Annotated in this window: 16 protein-coding genes, 1 tRNA gene and 1 pseudogene; 14 read left to right on the top strand and 4 right to left on the bottom strand. The window is 53.0% G+C overall.

What is annotated here, in order from left to right; translation table 11 throughout:
• Nucleotides 1-49: 49 nt before the first annotated feature.
• A complete protein-coding gene (locus MHN28_RS01555; protein ID WP_239335268.1) occupies nt 50-544 on the bottom strand; it encodes a hypothetical protein in 495 nt (164 codons plus the stop codon).
• A 1385-nt stretch (nt 545-1929) separates the two neighbouring features.
• On the opposite strand from MHN28_RS01555, the pseudogene MHN28_RS01550 reads away from it, so the two are divergent.
• Nucleotides 1930-2178 (top strand): annotated as a pseudogene (locus MHN28_RS01550) (IS3 family transposase); the annotation flags it as partial.
• A 137-nt stretch (nt 2179-2315) separates the two neighbouring features.
• Here MHN28_RS01550 and MHN28_RS01545 read toward each other — a convergent pair.
• Complete coding sequence (locus MHN28_RS01545) at nt 2316-2708, bottom strand: MerR family transcriptional regulator (protein WP_239335267.1); 393 nt, start codon at nt 2706-2708, stop codon at nt 2316-2318.
• 334 nt (nt 2709-3042) lie between these two features.
• Here MHN28_RS01545 and MHN28_RS01540 point away from each other — a divergent pair, with 334 nt between their 5' ends.
• From MHN28_RS01540 to MHN28_RS01505, 8 genes are all read left to right on the top strand, one after another.
• On the top strand, nt 3043-4203 hold the full coding sequence (locus MHN28_RS01540; protein ID WP_239335266.1) for an efflux RND transporter periplasmic adaptor subunit: 1161 nt from the start codon (nt 3043-3045) through the stop codon (nt 4201-4203).
• Nucleotides 4200-7361 (top strand): efflux RND transporter permease subunit, encoded by a 3162-nt coding sequence (locus tag MHN28_RS01535; protein ID WP_239335265.1) that lies wholly within the window; start codon nt 4200-4202, stop codon nt 7359-7361. The genes MHN28_RS01540 and MHN28_RS01535 overlap by 4 nt, the downstream gene beginning before the upstream one ends.
• Nucleotides 7348-8025, top strand: a complete 678-nt coding sequence (locus tag MHN28_RS01530) for a paraquat-inducible protein A (protein WP_239335263.1) — start codon at nt 7348-7350, stop codon at nt 8023-8025. The genes MHN28_RS01535 and MHN28_RS01530 overlap by 14 nt, the downstream gene beginning before the upstream one ends.
• Nucleotides 8009-8620 (top strand): paraquat-inducible protein A, encoded by a 612-nt coding sequence (locus MHN28_RS01525; protein WP_239335261.1) that lies wholly within the window; start codon nt 8009-8011, stop codon nt 8618-8620. The genes MHN28_RS01530 and MHN28_RS01525 overlap by 17 nt, the downstream gene beginning before the upstream one ends.
• Entirely contained in the window at nt 8613-10706 is a 2094-nt protein-coding gene (locus MHN28_RS01520; RefSeq protein ID WP_239335259.1) for an intermembrane transport protein PqiB, read from the top strand. Before MHN28_RS01525 ends, MHN28_RS01520 begins: the two co-directional genes overlap by 8 nt.
• Nucleotides 10707-10708: 2 nt before the next feature.
• Entirely contained in the window at nt 10709-11290 is a 582-nt protein-coding gene (locus MHN28_RS01515; RefSeq protein ID WP_239335257.1) for a membrane integrity-associated transporter subunit PqiC, read from the top strand.
• Nucleotides 11291-11411: 121 nt separating this feature from the next.
• Nucleotides 11412-12074: an ion channel gene (locus MHN28_RS24950; protein WP_239335246.1), complete on the top strand. Its 663-nt coding sequence runs from the start codon at nt 11412-11414 to the stop codon at nt 12072-12074.
• Between the two features lie 651 nt (nt 12075-12725).
• On the top strand, nt 12726-13190 hold the full coding sequence (locus MHN28_RS01505) for a hypothetical protein (protein ID WP_239335244.1): 465 nt from the start codon (nt 12726-12728) through the stop codon (nt 13188-13190).
• An 832-nt stretch (nt 13191-14022) separates the two neighbouring features.
• Here MHN28_RS01505 and MHN28_RS01500 read toward each other — a convergent pair.
• Nucleotides 14023-15021 carry a hypothetical protein gene (locus MHN28_RS01500; RefSeq protein ID WP_239335703.1) on the bottom strand — a complete coding sequence of 333 codons (999 nt, stop codon included), beginning with the start codon at nt 15019-15021 and terminating at the stop codon, nt 14023-14025.
• On the opposite strand from MHN28_RS01500, the gene MHN28_RS01495 reads away from it, so the two are divergent.
• Nucleotides 14908-15168: an exonuclease subunit SbcD gene (locus tag MHN28_RS01495; RefSeq protein ID WP_239335242.1), complete on the top strand. Its 261-nt coding sequence runs from the start codon at nt 14908-14910 to the stop codon at nt 15166-15168. The genes MHN28_RS01500 and MHN28_RS01495 overlap by 114 nt on opposite strands.
• Nucleotides 15169-15760: 592 nt before the next feature.
• Here the strand turns inward: MHN28_RS01495 and MHN28_RS01490 are convergent.
• Nucleotides 15761-15850 (bottom strand) — tRNA-Ser (locus tag MHN28_RS01490).
• A 123-nt stretch (nt 15851-15973) separates the two neighbouring features.
• Here MHN28_RS01490 and MHN28_RS01485 point away from each other — a divergent pair.
• From MHN28_RS01485 to rpmA, 4 genes are all read left to right on the top strand, one after another.
• A complete protein-coding gene (locus MHN28_RS01485; protein WP_239335240.1) occupies nt 15974-16816 on the top strand; it encodes a DUF2059 domain-containing protein in 843 nt (280 codons plus the stop codon).
• Nucleotides 16816-17616 carry a DUF2059 domain-containing protein gene (locus MHN28_RS01480; protein ID WP_239335238.1) on the top strand — a complete coding sequence of 267 codons (801 nt, stop codon included), beginning with the start codon at nt 16816-16818 and terminating at the stop codon, nt 17614-17616. Before MHN28_RS01485 ends, MHN28_RS01480 begins: the two co-directional genes overlap by 1 nt.
• Nucleotides 17617-17823: 207 nt before the next feature.
• Nucleotides 17824-18435 carry a 50S ribosomal protein L21 gene (locus MHN28_RS01475; RefSeq protein WP_239335236.1) on the top strand — a complete coding sequence of 204 codons (612 nt, stop codon included), beginning with the start codon at nt 17824-17826 and terminating at the stop codon, nt 18433-18435.
• 11 nt (nt 18436-18446) lie between these two features.
• Complete coding sequence (gene rpmA / locus MHN28_RS01470; protein WP_050602452.1) at nt 18447-18716, top strand: 50S ribosomal protein L27; 270 nt, start codon at nt 18447-18449, stop codon at nt 18714-18716.
• Nucleotides 18717-18790 lie beyond the last annotated feature (74 nt).

Here is an 18790-nt window from a genome sequence, read left to right as displayed (position 1 = left end):
CGGGGCGCGCGAAAGAAAAGGGCCGCTCGAAATCGAACGGCCCCTTGGCTTATTGTTGTCCCGACAGAAGGGTCCGGAGCTCTTCTATCTTTTCGCCGATCAACTGCGGAGATGCCTTGATCTCGTCCAGGATCTTGATGGCTTGATCCTTCAAGTCTTGCGCCAGATCGCTGTTTTGAACCGAAGCGACCATGGCATCATAGTCGAAATTCTGGACGTTCAGAGAACCTTGCTCGATCCACGTATTGACCAGATCCTGACCCTGGCCGGCCAAAGATGCAACTTGATCTCCGGCCTGGTTGGCCAGATCGGTGGCCGCCTGTCCGGCTTGCTCGGCAGCTTGCGAGGCCTGGTCGGCGACGGACGAGGCAGCTTCGTTCACCTGCTCGGTTGCCGCATCCACGGCTTCGTTGACCGCATCGCCCGCGTCTTGGGCAGCTGACTGCAGTTGCTCGGCCGGGGTCGGTTCTGGTTGGTTGAGATAGTAATAAATGCCCGCGCCAATGGCGGCGACGAATACAGCTAACAAGATAGTACGCGACATGTGTCTCTCCTTGAAATAAGTGCCGCTGAGATGGTTCAAAACTAATAGTAATCAAAGGGGAATTCCCCGAAGTTCTTTTCAATACGGGGTATTGAGCCAGCCTGCGCCGATCCGAAGGGCACAGATGGCAATAACACGCCGTCACGCGTGACTGTATACGGACAGCACGGTTGTCGAAAACGATATGATGCCCAAATCCAAAGAATTGTGGCGGAGAAACAGGTATTGTCACATTCCCAAGAAAACAATGGCTTAGAATGGTGAACCCTTCATTTGCCGCACAATAACCCACAAAGTAAATTTTGTGGTTTGACGAACCTTTAATTCATTGCGGTTGCATCTTCTTCCAACTTTCTGATCTTCGCACCACTGGGGGGTGCTCCCCCAGTGAGTAAGAAAGTTAGAATGCAGTTTCCCAATACGTCGTCATACGTTGACCGACATGGGAAAATACGCTGGCGCTATCGAAAGAACGGGATGTCTGTTGAACTTGGCACTGTCTATGGGTCGGTTAGTTTTCGGCACCGGTATGGATTGGCAGTAGCTGGTCAAAAAGCAGCCAAAGGACAGTATCAACAGTCCCGGCACAGCTTTAGCCGGTTGGCTGAAGAGTGTTTCAGCTCGTCGGATTTCATTTTCTCGTGGCGCCAGCACGAAATGAAAATACCGAAGGGTGATTGAGAGTATTCTCGAAGCGCATGGTCAAAAATCGGCAAAGAAAATCCGGCGCCCTCACTTCAAATAGATCCTGCAAGAGAAAACCTCCACACCATCAGCGGCAAACCATCGTCGCAACCTGTTGAGGAAAATGATGGACTTGGCCATGGACTTGGAGTGGCGTCATGACAATCCCCTCAACGATCTCAAACTATTCCCAGAGGTAACCGAAATCTTGCGCACATGGTCCGAGGTAGACATTGAGAACTTCGGTCAAACCCACGAATCCGGCACCTGAGAAAACACAGCGATGCATCTAACGCTTTTTACCGGTGTTGCTTGCGTCGACGCGGTCAGATTTGGACCCCCAAATGTGGTTCGTGGTCGACTGAAACATCGACGGCAGACGACCCGAAACAACTGAGTCGCTCTAATTGACATTCTTCTACATCCAGAACTCAAAGCTCTACTCGCAAAGCTTCCAAAAGGGCAAAATACCTTTCTACAGTTGCAGAACGGTCGGCAGCGATCTGAGAATGGTCTTAGCAATTTGACCTGCTGCGGGGGCAAGTTGATCCTGGCTAAGAACTCAATGAACTCGACCAATATGCCTCCTGAAGAAGTCGCATGGTGCTATCCGGCCACAGGGCAGCGCAAGATCCGGACATCTCGAGTGTGACTGGCACCATAGCACACGCGTTTTCCAATTTGCTGGCATGTGCCGGGGTGATGTCACCGATACGCCGGACCTGGCTTTGCAGGCTTCGGGCTGCGGCCAGGCGACCGTCTTCCTCAAGCCATGGCTGCTCAGCGATAACGGATCCAGTTGTATGTCTGGTGAACTTGCTGAATGGCCGGAAGATCAGGACATCGATCATGTCCGAGGAACACCATACCACCCTAAGACCCAGAGCAAGATTGAGCGTTGGCACCAAACCCTGAAGACCCGCATCCTGCTCAAAAACTACTATTTGCCTCTGATGACGGACAGAAAGAGGCATCAAAATCGAATAAGTTTTGGATTTAATTATTAAAACAGGAAGATTGGAATTGGGATGAGCGATGCAACTATGCAAAAGATTCGTTTTCTCAATTTTCTCTACTCAATTTAGAGCTATTGAGAGTTTCTGTTAATCCATTGCTCGGTCCAGGGTTCGGATTTATCGCCCTTAGCTACAGCCTGAAGCCTCTTTTGCGTATCCAAAAGGAAAGCCAAAGTGCGTTCGGTTTTTTGGATCCTGTCCTCAATTACCTTAATCCCAGCCTCGAGAGCAGGTGCTTCATCTCCATCGAGCGTATCGTTCATTTCTTTGAGCTCGCTTACCGACAACCCGGCTTCGCGCGCTTGTGCAATAAACACCAGATCCTCAACCAGATGCTCGGGATAGTCCCGATACGTATTCGTCGCCTCATCTCCGGGCAGTGACTGAATCAATCCAGCACGCTCATAAAACCTTATGGCGTCCCGGGTCAGACCAGTCCTGTTCGCAAGTTCACCTATTCTCATGTGGATCGGATATCCCAGTTCCGAGCGACCTACAATAAGTTGAACTATGGACCATTGACCATGGTTTCAAGTTTGTGTAGTGGGCCTGATGTTTTTTGCCCTGACCCGCTTTGGCATGCCTCAACTCACGCACCGAAGGCAGAGAGCAAGTGTTCAGGGGAGAAGTTACTGCAACAACCGACCGGTTTGCTTGGACGCATCGCGATCACAAAGCATTGACAAATGAAAAAAGGAAGGAAGAGCCTTGCTCCCTCTCTCAAAGTGTATTTCCCCCCTGATCTTCACTCTTGGTTTGTCAATCGGGGCCGCAAGCCCAATTGCGGCGGTCGCTCAGGTGGAATCTGAGAACCTTGTGACGGTTCTGGTTGCGCCCGTCATCCGCAAGGACATAAGCGACTTTCAGGTTGCGCAGGGGACCGTTCAAGCGGTGCGCCGGGATTTTCTTTCGTTCGAAAAAGCCGGGCGCGTTGTTTTCATTAAGAAGGTTGAGAACGGAAACCTCTTGCACGAGGGCAATGCAGTCGCAGGACCGTCGGAGCAATATCCCGAAGGCGAATTGCTGGCAGAGTTGGACAACTCTCAGGCGGAAGCTGCGTTAAAGGTTGCGCAAGCCGAGCTTGCAAATACCCAAGTTCAGGTAACTTCAGCCCGACAGAAGCTTGAACGCACAAAAACACTGGTCGACCGTGGCGTTTCGACCACGGCGCAGCTGGAGACTGCCCAGGCGGCATATGATGGTGCAGTGGCCGCGCAAGACGCAGCAGCAGCCCGTGTCGACCAGACAAAAACACAACTGCGTCTCGGTCAGTTGCGCGCACCGTTTGATGGCGTGGTCTCGTTTATCAACATCCGTGAAGATCAGTATGTTACACCACAGCAATTTGACGCAACGAACCTGGGCACAGCCTCGCGCACGGCCCCGATTGCCGTGATCGACCCGAATGAATTTGAGATTTCGGTGAACCTGCCCGTGTTCATTGCAGAGCGCGTCAAGGTTGGTCAGCCCGCCGTTGTGATCAGCGAGGACTTTCTCGCCAAGGCGCAAGAGTTCGGCGCGGATACCGCGACACAACAAAACCAGTCCGCAGTCGACGCATGGGCAGCGGGCAGGCAATTGACCCAGGTGACCTCGGTCAGCCCTGCTGTTGACCCGTCAGACCGGTCCATTCGCGTCCGACTAGATCTGGATAACAGCACGCAAAAACTGCGCGACGGCGCTTTTGTCACTGTCTGGATCGAGGTTGGGCACAAGGAAGATGCGATTGTTGTGCCGCTGTCAGCGATCAAGGCTGAAGGGGATGATAGGTATGCCTTTACACTCTCGGATGACAACACGGTCACGAAGCACAAGGTCGAACTGGGTCTGTTCGATTTTGAAGGCGTTGAAGTCACTTCGGGACTGAGAGCAGGGGACACCGTTGTCACAATCGGAAAGAGCCGCTTGCTGGACGGAATGAAAGTTAATTCGGTCAAAGCAAAAGGGGCAGACAAGTGAGCGATACGTCCCAAGCTCCCGGATTTTTGAGCCGGGTATTCATTCTCAAAACAACATTTGCGCGCCTTTTGCTGATCATTTTGGTCGTCGGCGGGGTAATGTCCGCCATCGGTATGGTGAAAGAGGCACAGCCCGACCTGAACATCGCATCGGCGATTGTTACAACCGAATGGGGCGAAGCTGACGGACAAACCATCGAGCAGCAGGTAACGCTCAAGCTTGAAAAGCACCTGAAAGATATTCCCGGCGTCAAGAAACTGCTCAGCGGTTCGTTTCAGGGGTTTTCGGTGATCTCCGTCGAGTTTCGCGCCAACGTCTCGCCGGAAGAAGCGATGACCAATCTTCGCGCCAAGCTGGCTGAGGCCAAATCGGAGCTGCCTGCCGCCGCGAAAGAACCCAAGCTGAAGCAGACCCGCGTTTCGGATTCGCCCATCTTTTCTATTCGCCTGACTGGCGATGCTGGTCTTGAGGAGCTGTCCAAAACCGCGGAAGACCTGAAAAAAGAATTGGGTCGCATTCAGGGTGTCAACGAAGCAAAGGTTATCGGCAAGCGAGACGACATCGTCGCCATTCGCCTGATTGGCGCGCGCCTGCAATCATTAGGCATTTCCGCAACTCAGGTCGCACACGCGCTTGAGCAGAACAATCTGAACATGCCCTGGGGTAAGTTCGACGGCGAACAGTTGGGCTCGATTTTCCGGTTCCAGGGCCGTTTTGATTCACTGGATCAGATCCGCGACCTGCCGATCACCCGCGCCGACAGTGGGCGTGTGATCCGCCTGTCCGAAGTTGCCGAAGTACGTCGAACGCTGGCCGAAGAGCGCACGAGAACGTCTTTCAGCATCGACGACGGACCATTCAAAACCGCGATCGAGCTTTCGCTGACCAAACAGCCCGGTGCAGACGCCATCAATGTAATCACTCAGGCCAAAGAACTGCTGGCGGATCGTCGCGCGCGTGAAACCTGGCCAGAGGGCATTGAATACTATGTGGTGACTGACAACTCGGTCACGATTAACACCAACCTCACCAACGTATTCAACAACGGTTGGCAGGCGATGCTTGCTGTCTTTGTCATCCTGTTTTTCAGTTTGACTTGGCGCGAGGCACTGGTCGCCGGTCTGGCAATTCCGATCACCTTTGCCGGAACATTGATCGTTTTGGCGCTGTTTGGATTCACTCTGAACCAGATGGTTATCATTGGTATGGTCATCGCCCTAGGTCTGCTGGTGGACGTTTTCATCCTGATGATGGAGGGCATGCATGATGCTATGTTCGTCAAGGGTAAGAAGTTCTCTGATGCCGCATTGGAAACCATCAGAACCTACGCCATTCCTGCTCTGACCGGCACCCTGACGACGGTGTTTGCCATGGCACCCCTGCTTGGTATTGAGGGGACGGCGGGCAAGTTTATCCGCATTCTCCCATCCACTGCGATTGTTGCCCTGCTAATGGCCTTGCTGGTTGCGCTTGTTCTGGCGGTTCCCCTGTCGCGCTATGTTCTGCCCAAGCCCGGGACGGTGGTCAAAAAGACCGCCATCGACAGAATCTCTGAAAAACTGTCGGAATCCCTGGATAGCCTGCTTGAAAGGTTTTTCGTCCGCAATCGTTTGACAGCTATCGCATGGACCGCTGTCGCTGGCGCTGTGTTCACAGCGTCGCTGATGGCTTTTTCAACTTTGCCCAGCGAATTGTTGGGCCGTTCCGACGGTCAGGACATGGGTGTGTTGATCGAGCTTGAGCCGGATACGTCTCTTGAAACCGCGCAGATGTGTGCCGACGCAGCCGGAGACGTTCTGGCGGCTCAGCCCTTTTTCAAAAGCGTCACCAAATACGTCGGTGAAAAAAGCCCATTTTCCACACCGGCGCTTTCGGATCAGCTTTCGAGCACAAAAGACCTGAGCTACGTGGGCTTCACCGGGACTTTCTTGCCTCGCAAAGACCGTGAAAAGATCGCCTACGAATACGAAGACGACATCCGTTCGGCACTGGGTTCCGCCATGACAAGTTGCCCCGGTGGGCGACTGAACCTGACCATGCCAGCGGGTGATGCATCGCCTGAATCGCCTGTGCAGATTGTCCTGTCCGGCCCTGATATCGATCGTCTTCGGGATATGTCGATGGATGTGCAAAGCAAGCTCAAAGAAATTCAGGGCACGCGAAATGTCAGGGACAATCTGGGACTGGTCGCGCTAGACATCGAAGCGAAGCCAAAGATGGAAGTTCTGAACTTCTATGGTTTGCCGGCAGAGGAATTGGCAAAGCAAGTGCGCTTTATGCTGAACACTGACGATGTTGGAAAATACGTTCTGGGCGGGATTCGCGAAGATATTGATATTCGCATGGGGTATGCCTGGCCCAGCCGGGAAGGCCAGCTGGGTGGCCCGACAATTCCTGGTGAGCCGCAGTTGCTGAACGTCATTACCAGCAACGGAAATTCGGTACCGCTTGCCGAGCTTGTGGATGTCGAGCTTAAAGAAAGTGCGCTGAATATTCTGCATTGGAACGGCGAACGCGCGATTACCGTTCTGTCAGACGTGTCCGGAAAGACCGCAAGTCAAGTTCTGGATGATCTGCTACCTGAATTGGATAAACTGAGCGCTCAGTGGGGTCAGGATTACGGGTACACCATTGCAGGCGAAGCCGCTGACAGCGCCGAAGTCTTCGGATCGGCTGGTGTCATGCTGTTGGTGGCTCTGTTCCTTGTTGCCGCGCTGCTTGTGCTTCAGTTCGACAACTTCATTCAGCCGCTCATTATCATGGCAACAATTCCGCTGGCACTGACCGGGACGTTTCTTGGGTTCTACATCCTGCAACTGCCGTTTTCATTCATGGCAATGGTCGGGGTAATCGCGTTGATTGGTATTGTCGTGAACGACTCGATCGTGATGATCGACACGATGAACAAACACGCGCGTTCGGGCCTGTCTGTTCGTGCAGCTGCGGCGCGCGGTGGCTCGGATCGTTTGCGGCCGATCATTACAACTTCGCTTACAACAATTGTTGGGATGATTCCGTTAACCTTCAGCAGCCCGTTGTGGATGCCGCTTGGCGTCACGATCATCTCCGGGCTGATATTCTCGACCGTGTTGGCCCTACTGATTGTTCCCTGCCTCTATCGGATATTTACGCATGAGGGTTTGCATGCAGAAGGATGAGGCGAGCCGTCGTTTTGAAGATTATCAGGACGTTTTCCGACACGACCCGGACATGCTGATCGCATGTCCGGCGTGCGATACGTTACACGTGTTGCAACCAGTTGAACCGGGGCAGGTGGCACGGTGCACGCGATGTCATTTCAAACTGGTTGCCCCCAAGAAGGACTCGCTGAACCGATCTTTGGCACTGGCGTTGACGTCGGTTGTGCTGATGATCACGATGCTGAACTTCCCGTTTCTGAAGATGTCGAAATCCGGGCTGTCTCATGAAGCGACAATCGTCCAGATCATCACCGGGCTGGCCCATGGCTGGTATGTAATTCTGGCGGCGGCCGTCGCTTTGTTTGTGGTTGCTGTACCCATGATCCGGGCAGGGGCCCTTTTCTATGTGATGTGGGCGTTGAAACAGGACAAAGTGCCCTCAAAAGCCCGCCGTGTTTTTCTTTTCGCAGAAAAACTCTCGCCCTGGGCCATGACCGAGATCTTCATCATCGGGACCGGGGTAGCCTTGATCAAAGTGGCTGGATTGGCCTCAATTTCATTTGGAATTGCCTTTTGGCTTTTCTGCGCGCTTGTCGTTGTTATCGGCCTGAAAAACAGCGCCATCTGCCGCTGGACCGTCTGGTCTCTGATCCGAAAGGGTGAGCATGACCAGAGCATGTGATATGGGCTGGGTCGGTTGCCACATCTGCGGTGCCGTCCACGATGAACAGGCGCATGAGTGCAGGAATTGCAGCGCGGTCTTGCATGCACGCACTCCCGGCAGTTTGCAAAAAACATGGGCCTGGCTGATCACCGGTATTCTGTTCTTGATACCGGCAAACCTTTACCCGCTTCTCAGCAATCGGATTCTGGGTAGCGAAGAAGGACACACGATCATCGAGGGGATCATCATCTTTCTCGAAGCCGGAAACTATTTCGTCGCCATCGTCATTCTGGTGGCGAGCCTTGTGATCCCGCTGGCCAAGATTGCCATCATTGCGTTTCTGATAGTGAGCATTCAGCTGGGGTGGAACCTGAGCAATCATTCTCGATTGCTGTTGTATGAGTTCGTTGAATTCATAGGCCGCTGGTCAATGATCGACGTGTTCGTTGTGGCATTGCTTGCCGGGTTGGTGAACCTTGGCGCAATCGTTGCAATCGTGCCCGGTCTGGGCGCCATTTGTTTCGCGCTGTCCGTGGTTTGCACCATGATCTCCGCACAGTGCATCGATACCAAACTTATCTGGGATAGGGGAGTAGAAGACAGCCATGAGTGAGTCTGGTGGTATGCGCACGCCCGAAATAAAGACGAAGAAAAAAGGGCTGCTAAGCAATCTTTCGATTGTCTGGCTGGTTCCGGTTGTCGCCCTTTTGGGCGCGCTTGGACTGGCGCTGGACAGCTATTCCAACAGGGATGTTCCAATCGAAATCCGGTTCACCGAAGCAACCGGAATCGAGCCAGGGAAAACCGAGATCAAGTTTCGTGAGCTGCCGGTCGGCGTCGTTACGGAACTGGATTACACCGACGATCTCAAGACCGTTGTCGTAAAAGCCAATATCCACAAGGATATGTCAAAATATCTGGATGCCGAGACGGAGTTTTGGCTGGTTACGGCCAAAGTCTCGACCAGCGGTATCTCCGGACTGAGCACGTTGCTGTCTGGTGCCTACATCAATGTTGAATGGGACGCCGAACAAGGTGAACGAGCCCGCGAGTTTACCGCATTGCAGGATCCGCCGGTTATCCTTCCAGGCGCACAGGGTATCGAAATCAGGCTCAGCACCCCGAACACCGGATCGGTCTCGGTCGGAGCGCCCATTTTGCACAAAGGCGTCAAAATGGGATCGGTTGAAGCTGTGGACTACAATCCAGGCAGCGATACGGTCCTCATAACCGCGTTCATAGACGATCCGTATGGTAAGCTGATCAATACCGGGACACGGTTTTGGAACGCGTCGGGCGTTAGCCTCGAACTCAATGACGAAGGTATTGCGCTGCATGTCGGCAGCCTTGCGTCGCTGCTGCAGGGTGGCATTCAATTCGACACTACGATTTCCGGCGGAGAGCCAATTGAAAACCTTGCCGTCTTCGACCTGTACCCATCTGAGGCGCACGCCAAGGAAAGCCTGTTGGACGAAAACCTGCGCGCGACCGTTCATCTGTCTTCTGCCTTTGAAGGCTCACTAAAAGGGCTGAAGGAAGGATCGGATGTTCTGTTCCGCGGACTGAAGGTCGGGCAGGTTCAGACCCTTTCCGCCGTGACGATTGTGAACGATCAGGGTGATCCTGATATTCGCATGTTGGCGTCCTACACTGTTCAGCCGACCCGGCTGGGGCTGGAAGATGTCGCAACCTCTGACGAAACGCTGGACCTGCTGGAAGGTATGGTTGCCCGAACCGGTCTGCGGGCGCGCCTTGCCGCAAACTCGTTGTTCTCGGGCGGTTTGCATATCGAGCTTTACGAAGATTCCGAAGCCGAACCTGCAGTTCTGCAACGGGATGTCGAGCCCTATCCTGTGCTGCCAACAACGCCGACCCCGCCGGAAACCCTGGCCGTTGCAGCCGAAGGTGTGTTGGAGCGCGTTTCAGCGCTTCCGATTGAAGAGATCATGGACCGCACAATCAAACTGCTGACCGGCATAGATGCGATTGTTGCGGACCAAAACACTAAGGCGATTCCGAAAGATGTTCGCGAGCTACTGGAAAGTGTGAACACGGTTGCCGCGTCTGATGGCATTCAGAACCTTCCCGCGGATCTGCAAGGGGCTATGCACTCGGTCAACGATATCTTGCGTCGGTTTGACGAAAGCGATGGTGTTGAAAGCATCGTGGGCGCATTGGAAGATGTGCGCGCGGCCGCGGCCAACATTTCAACCGCAAGCAACGGACTTCCCGACTTGCTTGGTGACATCGACGCCTTTGTCGAAAATGCAAATGACCTGCCGTTGGCCAACGCGGTCGAGTCTGCCGATGCGGTGTTGCAGTCCGTCAACGAGTTCCTGTCAAACCCGGATATGGAAAGCGTACCGGGCGCGCTTTCCGGTGCGCTGGAACAAGCCAATCTCACGCTTGAAGAACTGCGCAAAGGTGGTGCCGTAGACAGCCTGAACAATACGCTGAATTCGGCCAGTAATGCTGCGGACAGTATTGCAGCAGCTGCGACGCAATTGCCGGAACTCGCCAAGCGTTTGGACAAGCTGGCCGATACTGCGGAATCCACGATCGGTGCATACGGGCCAAATTCTCCGGTCAACCGCGAGGTTCAGGCAGCGATCGGCGATCTTCGAGATGCGGTGAAATCCATTGAAGCACTTGTTCAGGCTATCCGCCGCAAACCCAACTCACTCCTGATAGGACGATGACAATGAGTAACGTTTTCCGCAAAATTCCTGCGCTTCTGCTCCTCATGACTCTGGCGGCTTGTGGCGGGGCACAGGACCGGTATTTGTTACCGGACGTTGCCCCCGGTCAGACTTATCGGTCAAATGTTCGGTCGGTCGAGGTCACCAGTGTCGATCTTCCGCTTCATGCGGAAGACACTGAGATTTCAGTGCTGGGAGAAGACGGCGTTCTGCGCGCCACCAAAAGTGGCTTTTGGGCAGATGAGCCTGATCGGGCATTGACCGAACAGCTTGCGCTTGGGCTGGACCAGGCGCTGCCATCGGCGAGTGTCGCAACAGAACCGTGGCCGCTGGAAACCCCGGCGGACGTACAGGTGAATGTCAAAGTCAGAAACCTTGTCAGCTCACCCGGCAAATCCTTGACGCTAAACGGGCAATACAATCTGACGTCCCCGTCCGGAAATTATAGCCACCGAGAAAGGTTGCGTCGCTTTTCACTGACGGTCCCAATTCCTGATGAATCACTGGATGCGGTGGCCAAAGCGCATTCCGAGATCATCCGCGATCTTGCGGATCACATTGCGCGCACGATCGCTGGACAATAGGCGCGTCCGGCATCCTGTTTTCATTCCGTGAAACTCTCCAACTCGACCATGCCAGGTTTTTCTCCTGGCATGGTCGAAGCAGAGCGAAGCAAATTCGCCGGTTCTCATTGAGGCTATGATTGTGTCTTCTGTGTACAATTTCCGCATAGAAATTTACTTTACTTCGCAACTATTGATTCTATTTGGATCGTTGGTTCTGGGCGAAGTATCCTTCCAGCATGGCCTGTTCTCAGCTATGTTTCTGATCAATTTTTTGGCTGGGTTATCGCTTACTTGGGACAATCCCAAAGTTGCAGGATTTCTCGTTTTCCTGATTACGTTGTCCATTGGGTTTCAAATCGTATCCACTCTGAATGCGTGGCAGGATGGAGCGTTTCTTGGGCACACGACAGTTTATCTTGCCTTCTACGCAACGATCACGGCAAAGGTCATGATGGATGAGTGGAAAGCTGAAATTGTCGACCGGCAAACCATTGTTGGCCTTATGTCAGGATATCTATCATTGGGCCTGGTCGCATTCTTCCTGTTTCTAGCAATCGAGTTTTATCAACCCGGATCATTGCACGGCCTTCCCGAGACAGTGGACGAATACCATAAAGAGGGGTCTATCCTGTATTTTGCCTTCATAACCTTGATGACCGTTGGATATGGGGAAATTGTGCCCGCCGTACCGCTTGCCCAGAAAGCCGCCATGCTGGTCGGACTTGCCGGACAATTCTATCTGGTAATATTAACTGCGGTGATAGTCGGGAAATACCTCCATCAGATCACTACAGATCAGTAAACAACTATGTGAATCTTGGACCGTGATAGTGTGTTGGCATCTGTCCAAGACGATCTCGATAAGACACATTCCAAGATCGAAACGCTGCCGGGGGCAAGAGATCCGCAAACGGGCGTTGGTGGCAACAATTCAGGCTCAAGAAAAGGCACTCAAGGTTATCGAGGCCCTAGTCAAGTTGGCCCCGATGAATCCGCTTAGTGTTGTCTGATAAACTGCATCGTAACGGGGCAGATTTGAACCCAGGAGATGGCATTGTTGTCGCAGTCGGAACACGAAATGTTGTCATGGTATGACTATGTTTCAACGCCGCGAGACATTTCGCAATCACGCGACACGGCGCGGCGAGTTCACCGAATTTATTTTATATCAATGGGATAGTGGCGGAGAGACAGGGATTCGAACCCTGGGTGGGCTTGCACCCACAACGGTTTTCGAGACCGTTTACAGAAGTGGTTCGGTAAGTTTGAATCCAATAAAATAAGGGGTCAGGGGAGCCGGCTTTGGGTAAAATCGGCATAGCTGGCAGCTTGGTTGGCATAGAAAGACGGCATAGTTCCAATGCCTTTCAAGCGCGGTGGACTTTTATGTTGAAGAGGCTGCTGAGGTTTGACGCCAATATGCATATCGAGCAGGGCTGCCGAAGAGTTGAAAATGATCGATGAAGACAAAATCGCTGCTGTCATAGCTGGAAAACTGGCGGCGGCCGAGCTGACAGAAGAGGAAGAAGCTGAGTTTATCGATAGGGTGTCACCGCGGCGCAGAGCAGCACGGTTCATCCCTGAAGAAGAGCGCCAGCGAGCAGAACAAGAGCGAGCGAAAAAACTCCGTATTTTGCATGACATAGTGCTTGACCAGTTTGATGACACAGAAGTCGTTTTCGAGACGCGTGTCTCACCAGACTGCAGCGCTATTTCGTCATTCGTTGTTCTACACTTAGATAAAGAAGTGCGGGTTCAAGTTGTGAATTTTGTGGATGACGCGCTGCCCAAAATCGGTGTGTCTCTCATAAAGTGGTATTTTGGAGATATTTTTCGTGTCAGGTTGCGCGACGAACCAGCTTCAGCACATGAAAAAATGGAGATGCTGAGACGGCTGAGGGACATGAATGACAAATGAAGCGATCGTTATTTGCGCCATCATTAGTGTCGGCCTCGCCGGCTTTGCGGCCAGTGCTTATATGTGGCGGAAATCTCGACTGCCGAAGGGCGACCATGATGTCTCTGATATTATGAAGAGAGTCTTCGAAAATGAACGGTGTTGAAAACACGTTCAACACCATGTGTTCCAGTTTTCGCATTGTTGGCTTTTCAGGAACTGATCGAAAACTACGAAAATCAGCTCCATGTTGCCTGCTCGACGAAGCAATGACGGATCGCGTTTAATGTATCTAATGTAAACAAAAGGCCCGCATAGGCTGATCAGTCAATTACAGATGAATCTGAACAAATCGTCTGTAACACATAGTATTTTCAGTATGTTAGGATTCGAAATTTCAAATTCTCTACCCTGGTAGTTGTGTCTCAGCCGAGGGGCGTAGCGTAATCATGGCATCTTAATCAACTATCGCCCCTAGGCGATGCGGATCTTCACATCGTCCCGGTCCTTGAGGTCCGGGATTTCCCGCATAACGATCGAAAGTGAAGAGAAAAAATCCTGGTAGCCGGTTACAATCAGGCAAACCCGGGTCGCCAAGTGTGGTCGCACAAGTTCGATAACAGGCCGCGTTGTGTTACTTGCCGCGGAGAACCTGGAGGTTACAATTGTGGTAACGTTGGAACTGCCGTCAGGATTCTGCGAAACGGATTCTTCAGAGCCGTTTTCCGGCGACGGCGATGAAAGTTTTCGGGATTTGGCGGTTAGCCATTCAGGAAGTTGGAACAATGCAAAATCTCCAAGGCCTTAAACTCAATAGTGTGGCTCATATGCGAAAAATGTGTTTAGCCAGAATTCAATTGAAACCATCTGTAATAGCCTCGTATTCGACCTTTGCGATTTCCAGCCGTGCTCCGCTCTGATCCAACCCCCAACGGCGCGCCGCGTAAAATTCCAATGCCTTTCGGGTTTCAATGCATAGGGTTTCATCCGCAAAACCATATTCCCGGCGAACAACTGCGGCTTGCGCAGCGGACAAATTCGTGTGTGGGCGTAGGTGGATGCGGGTAAGGGTATGCCAATCTTCATCGTTGGGCAGAGGTGAAGTCAGCTTCCGGCAGGAAAAATCGCTTTCCGGTTCTATTCGGATCGGCAGGTAGTCGCGATAGGCGTCACGTCTGCAACTGTAGGCTCGTAGGTGAAGGCGTTCGCCATCCGATGCAAACCGTGTCGGCACGATCCACTGAGCTTCGCTGTCGCCGGTCGTCATCGAGATATAGCAGACTTTAATCGCCATTTTTGAGTGCATGGCACGGTAGAGCTGGGCTATTACTTCCGGGGTGTTGCGGCGCTCAAGCCGTGGCAGGCTTCCAGCGGGGTGCGGCGAGGGCTGATCCAGCAAAAATTCGGCCATCATATTAGGATTGGCTGTAGTGAGTGGAATGAATTCCGGCCCAGTTAGATAGGTTTTGCGCCCGGTATCGTAGACTGGCGCACCTTTGCCTGAGCGCTCCAGATACAGCCGAAAATCCAATGCTGCCTGAGCGATCGAGATTTCAAACCGCACAACAAGATCACGCCTGTTGGCCATGCCGCGCCAAGTCAGGCATTGGTCCAAATATTCAAGCCGTTCTCGCTGGGCGTGTTTGAGGTCGTCGAAAGCCATGGAGGTAGAATACCTTGACGTGCGCGTATCGTCCATATAAAAAATATACGTATAAAAAATATATGGTATAGAATCGTGCGCATACTTCACACCGCCGACCTTCATCTTGGCCGTCAATTGCATGGCTTTTCTCTGGCAGAGGATCACGATGTTGTTCTGGAGCAGATCGTAGCTGCGCTGGAGCAACATCAGCCCGACCTGTTTATCATTGCTGGCGATTTATTTGACCGTCCCGCACCGCCAGCCACTGCTACGCGTCAGTTCAACAGATTTCTGGCCAGGTCGCGGCAGGTCTCGCGTTTCGCCCTCTTCGTCAGCAGGTCATTGATCGAATGAAAGCTGAACAAGCCATCAATCGCCTCAAGAGCAACTATTTATGTGCAGCAAAGGGCAGGGGGTCTGCTGCAAGATGAGCATCCGTAAAAAAAAATTAAAAAAGTTGGTGACGCCACTTGGACAGGATTTTTTACCGTAAAATGCGAGATGTGTGGTGACGTGCTGGCCCTGCGAAGGTCGCCTGCTAAGCATCGTCCGATCTGCAAGCAATGGGTAACATACTGAAATATTGCAAGTATTTCAACGTCGAGCCTGTGGAGCAATTCGCACACACGAAATCTCGCTCCGGAAATTCGGAAAAAACCGAACCTGTCTACTGAGAGAGTCTCTGAAAAAGTATTTTGCTGGTTTGACTCTTGCTACTTCTCAAACAGCTCTGCGGGGCCCGTTTCCCATTGTCGATCTGCGATCAGCAATGGCTGCCTGAACGACGCATTTGCCGTGAAAATTGGACCGGACCGATGACATAGTCGGCGCAATCGGAACTCGAAATGTGACATAGTATGTCAAATTTCGGGGTTGTGAGGTCTGGTATGGGAACCTGATGAATCGCCGCATCGGCGATAACTATTCTTACTTATCAGGAGCATAGTGGCGGAGAGACAGGGATTCGAACCCTGGGTGGGCTTGCACCCACAACGGTTTTCGAGACCGCCCCGTTCGACCACTCCGGCACCTCTCCGCGGGGGTCTGTGAGGGGGGGATTTAGTGATGAACGCGAGAGGGTGCAAGCAGAAAATTCCCAAAATTTACAAAGCTGGGATTTTCCATTGCCTGACGCCGTATTTCGCCTAGGCTTAACCCTATGACATATCTTGCACGACACATCGTTTTCCCGCTTTTTCTGCTGCTTCTGACCCTTACGGTTGCGTCTCAACATGCTGCGGCTGCCGGAAGGGACCGGATCGAGGCCTTTCTGACCACTACGGGGTTTGACGTTGCGTTGGAGAGTATCGCGCTTGCGTCCGCCTCCGCTCCACAAATGCTGGGAATCGACCCCGAGGGTTTCGGGTCCGATTGGGCACGACTGACCGAAGAAGTTTTTGACACCAAGGACATGCACGAAACCGCAGTGTCGATTCTTGAACAGACGCTGAGCGACGACGCGTTGAACCATGCGGTGGAATTCTATGCCTCAGACCTTGGTCAACGTCTGGTCGAAGCTGAAAATGCGTCCCATATGATCGAGGATGACGAGGCAAAGCAACTGGAAGGTCAGGAGATCGTTTCCGAACTGATCAAGAATGGCTCCATGCGCGTCGAAAACCTGAAGCGCATGAACAATGCGATTGATTCCAGCGGCACGGCTTTGCGCGCGCTGCAGGAAATTCAGGTGCGTTTCCTTCTGGCCGCCAGCGCGTCGGGCGTGATCGATCTGCAACTTGGGGCGGATGAACTGCGCCAGATGATGAAGCGGAATGAAGCTGGCATGCGTCAGGCGCTGCAGCTGTCCGCGCTTGCCGGCGCAGCCTATACCTATCAGGACTTCTCAGATTCCGAGGTGATCGCATATGCGGAGGCGCTGGAGCAGCCTTTGATGCAGGAAGTCTATGAGTTACTGAATGCCATTCAGTACGAAATCATGGCGATGAAGTTCGAAGTTCTCGCGGCTCGGATGGCTGATCTACACCCGGCTCAGGATATCTGATGCGCCTATTTGCCTTCTGCTTATCCCTTGTGTTCTGCGCTTCGCCTCTGGCAGCGGAAGAAAGGGTCGAGCGCCTGATGCAGGCACTCCATTTAGAGCATGTCATCGACATCCTGCGGGAAGAGGGCATGGTGCACGGCCAGGACCTGAACGATACGTTTCTGGCGAGTAAAGGCGGCCCTTTGTTCGAAGCGCAGGTGGATGAAATTTATGATCCGATTTGGATGCGCGAGCAGATCTCTCAGACCTTTGGAACCAGTCTGACAGACAGCGAAATGGACCGCGCGATCGTGTTCTTTGAAAGCGATCTTGGGCAAACCATTGTCTCGCTGGAAAATTCAGCCCGGCAGGCTTTTGCAGATGACACAATCAAGGACATGGCGCGTGAAAACTACGTCAACGGTTCGCGCGACGGCCAGTTCTATCGGCTTGTTGACGAATACATCGAAGTCAATGATCTGATCGAAAAGAACGTTCACAGCTCGCTCAGTTCGGACTACAATTTCTTCCGCGGCCTGAGCGCCGATATCGGTTCAAGTTCAGAAGACATTCTGGCGCAGCTCTTGTCGGACAAGGACAGCGTTACGGAAGAAACCAGAATCTGGATGTACTCTTTTCTTCTGATTGCCTATCAGCCACTGAACGAAGCCCAGATGCGCGAGAACATCGCCTTTTCCCGAACCGAAACCGGACAGGCGGTGAATGAGGCGTTTTTCGATGGTTTCGATCTGATGTACGACCAGATCTATTATCAACTGGGGCAGGCGGTCTCGAGGGTTCTGAGCGCGTCGGATCTTTGACCTGCATTTGATGTTGACTTTCACCGGTATTCTATGGATAAGCGCGCATCCCGGCCGGATTTTCCGCGCCGGGTCTCGTTATTATTGACCCAAGGGGCTGATCCCAAGGGTCGTCACACAGCCCGAAAAGGGCGCGCTGTTCGAGGTGGCTTAGGCCGAAACACCCAACCGGGGACCACAGAACGCGGGTTAGAAAAGGAAAGACGCATGTTTGCGGTCCTCAAGACTGGCGGCAAGCAGTACAAGGTTCAGGCGGGCGATGTGCTCCGTGTTGAAAAGCTGGCTGCCGACGCAGGTGAAACAGTTCAATTCAACGATGTTCTGATGCTGGGCGGCGACGCTCCGGTTGTTGGTGCACCTTTCGTTGAAGGCGCAGGCGTTCAGGCCGAAGTGATCGAACAGATCAAAGGTGACAAGGTCATCAAGTTCGTCAAACGCCGTCGTAAGCACAGCTCGAAGCGTACCGTTGGCCACCGTCAGAAACTGACTCTGGTCAAGATCACCGACATCCTGGCGTCGGGCGCTGACAAGTCTGGCATCAAAGCTGCAACCGGTTCGGCTCCGGCTGGCGAAGCTGCTCCGGCGGCGAAAAAGCCTGCCAAGAAAGCTGAAGCCAAAGCAGAGGCACCTGCTGCTGCCGCTGACGATCTGACAGCACTGAACGGTGTCGGCCCCGCCGCTGCCAAAAAGCTGGCAGAAGCCGGTATCGAGAGCTTTGCCGCTCTGGCCGCCTTGTCGGACGAGCAGATTGCTGCTATCGAAACGGTCAAAGTGAAGCCCGAATGGGTTGAGCAGGCCAAAGATCTGGCCAAAGGCTAAGGAGAGAGAGAATGGCACATAAAAAAGCTGGCGGTTCCTCCCGTAACGGTCGCGACTCAGCTGGTCGCCGCCTTGGCGTGAAACTGTACGGTGGCCAAGCAGCCATCGCAGGCAACATCATCGTACGTCAGCGCGGCACCAAGTTCTGGCCGGGCGAAGGCGTAGGCATTGGCAAAGACCACACCATCTTTGCAACTGTCGATGGCGCCGTGAAGTTCCACAAGGGACTCAAAAACCGCACCTTTATTTCGGTCCTGCCAGTGGCGGAGGCCGCAGAGTAAGCCGAAACCCAGAAGGTTTAAGAAAATTTCATGGGGGACCGGCACAAAGTGCCGGTCCCCTTTCTCGTTTTCAG

This window comes from Ruegeria sp. Ofav3-42 (genome assembly GCF_022347725.1).
Lineage (GTDB): Bacteria > Pseudomonadota > Alphaproteobacteria > Rhodobacterales > Rhodobacteraceae > Ruegeria.
Note: the sequence above shows the minus strand (reverse complement) of the source record. Positions and strands in the feature narration are given on the sequence as shown.

What these genes read in the sequence shown, in the direction of transcription:
- MHN28_RS01555 (WP_239335268.1), bottom strand. Translation starts at nt 544, where the DNA reads ATGTCGCGTACTATCTTGTTAGCTGTATTCGTCGCCGCCATTGGCGCG.
- MHN28_RS01545 (WP_239335267.1), bottom strand. Translation starts at nt 2,708, where the DNA reads ATGAGAATAGGTGAACTTGCGAACAGGACTGGTCTGACCCGGGACGCC.
- MHN28_RS01530 (WP_239335263.1), top strand. Translation starts at nt 7,348, where the DNA reads ATGCAGAAGGATGAGGCGAGCCGTCGTTTTGAAGATTATCAGGACGTT.
- MHN28_RS01525 (WP_239335261.1), top strand. Translation starts at nt 8,009, where the DNA reads ATGACCAGAGCATGTGATATGGGCTGGGTCGGTTGCCACATCTGCGGT.
- MHN28_RS01520 (WP_239335259.1), top strand. Translation starts at nt 8,613, where the DNA reads ATGAGTGAGTCTGGTGGTATGCGCACGCCCGAAATAAAGACGAAGAAA.
- MHN28_RS01515 (WP_239335257.1), top strand. Translation starts at nt 10,709, where the DNA reads ATGAGTAACGTTTTCCGCAAAATTCCTGCGCTTCTGCTCCTCATGACT.
- MHN28_RS01505 (WP_239335244.1), top strand. Translation starts at nt 12,726, where the DNA reads ATGATCGATGAAGACAAAATCGCTGCTGTCATAGCTGGAAAACTGGCG.
- MHN28_RS01500 (WP_239335703.1), bottom strand. Translation starts at nt 15,021, where the DNA reads ATGTTGCTCCAGCGCAGCTACGATCTGCTCCAGAACAACATCGTGATC.
- MHN28_RS01485 (WP_239335240.1), top strand. Translation starts at nt 15,974, where the DNA reads ATGACATATCTTGCACGACACATCGTTTTCCCGCTTTTTCTGCTGCTT.
- MHN28_RS01480 (WP_239335238.1), top strand. Translation starts at nt 16,816, where the DNA reads ATGCGCCTATTTGCCTTCTGCTTATCCCTTGTGTTCTGCGCTTCGCCT.
- MHN28_RS01475 (WP_239335236.1), top strand. Translation starts at nt 17,824, where the DNA reads ATGTTTGCGGTCCTCAAGACTGGCGGCAAGCAGTACAAGGTTCAGGCG.
- rpmA (WP_050602452.1), top strand. Translation starts at nt 18,447, where the DNA reads ATGGCACATAAAAAAGCTGGCGGTTCCTCCCGTAACGGTCGCGACTCA.